The organism is Pararhodonellum marinum (genome assembly GCF_015354735.1).
GTDB classification, from domain to species: domain Bacteria; phylum Bacteroidota; class Bacteroidia; order Cytophagales; family Cyclobacteriaceae; genus Pararhodonellum; species Pararhodonellum marinum.
The window spans coordinates 1-515 of sequence record NZ_JACEFJ010000055.1; the positions used below are offsets into that span (position 1 = coordinate 1).

Annotated in this window: 1 protein-coding gene; it reads right to left on the reverse strand. The window is 60.8% G+C overall.

Annotated elements, in window-relative coordinates:
* Nucleotides 1-515 (reverse strand): DUF7507 domain-containing protein (locus tag H1A14_RS23105; protein ID WP_194778682.1); only part of this gene is annotated, 515 nt, incomplete at both ends.

Consider the following 515-nt stretch of genomic DNA (forward strand, 5'->3'; position numbering starts at 1 on the left):
TCTCGGTTGCCCCCGGGGCCAGGGTGGCGATGGTGGTGTTGAGGCCCGTCTGCGGATCTTCCACCACAACATTGGTCAGGGTCGTGTTGCCCGTATTCTCTACCGTGATGGTGTATTCCAGCAGATCGCCGACCGCCGCATAGCTTGCGGTGGCTGCCGTCTTGGTCAACTCAATCGAATTGTCGGTGACCGCGTTGACCGTCGCGCTGTCGCTTTCCGTCGTACCGTCGGCTGCGGTTGCCGTCGCCGTGTTGGTGAAGCTGCCGTTGTCGATGTCCGCCTGGGTCACCGTGTAGCTTACGTTGAAGCTCTCGGTTGCACCGGGGGCAAGGGTGGCGATGGTGGTGTTGAAGCCCGTCTGGGGATCTTCAACCACAATATTGGTCAGGGTCGTGTTGCCCGTGTTCTCTACCGTGATGGTGTATTCCAACAGATCGCCGACCGCCGCATAGCTTGCGGTGGCTGCCGTCTTGGTCACTTCCAGTGCGTTGTCTGTGACCGCGTTGACCGTCGCG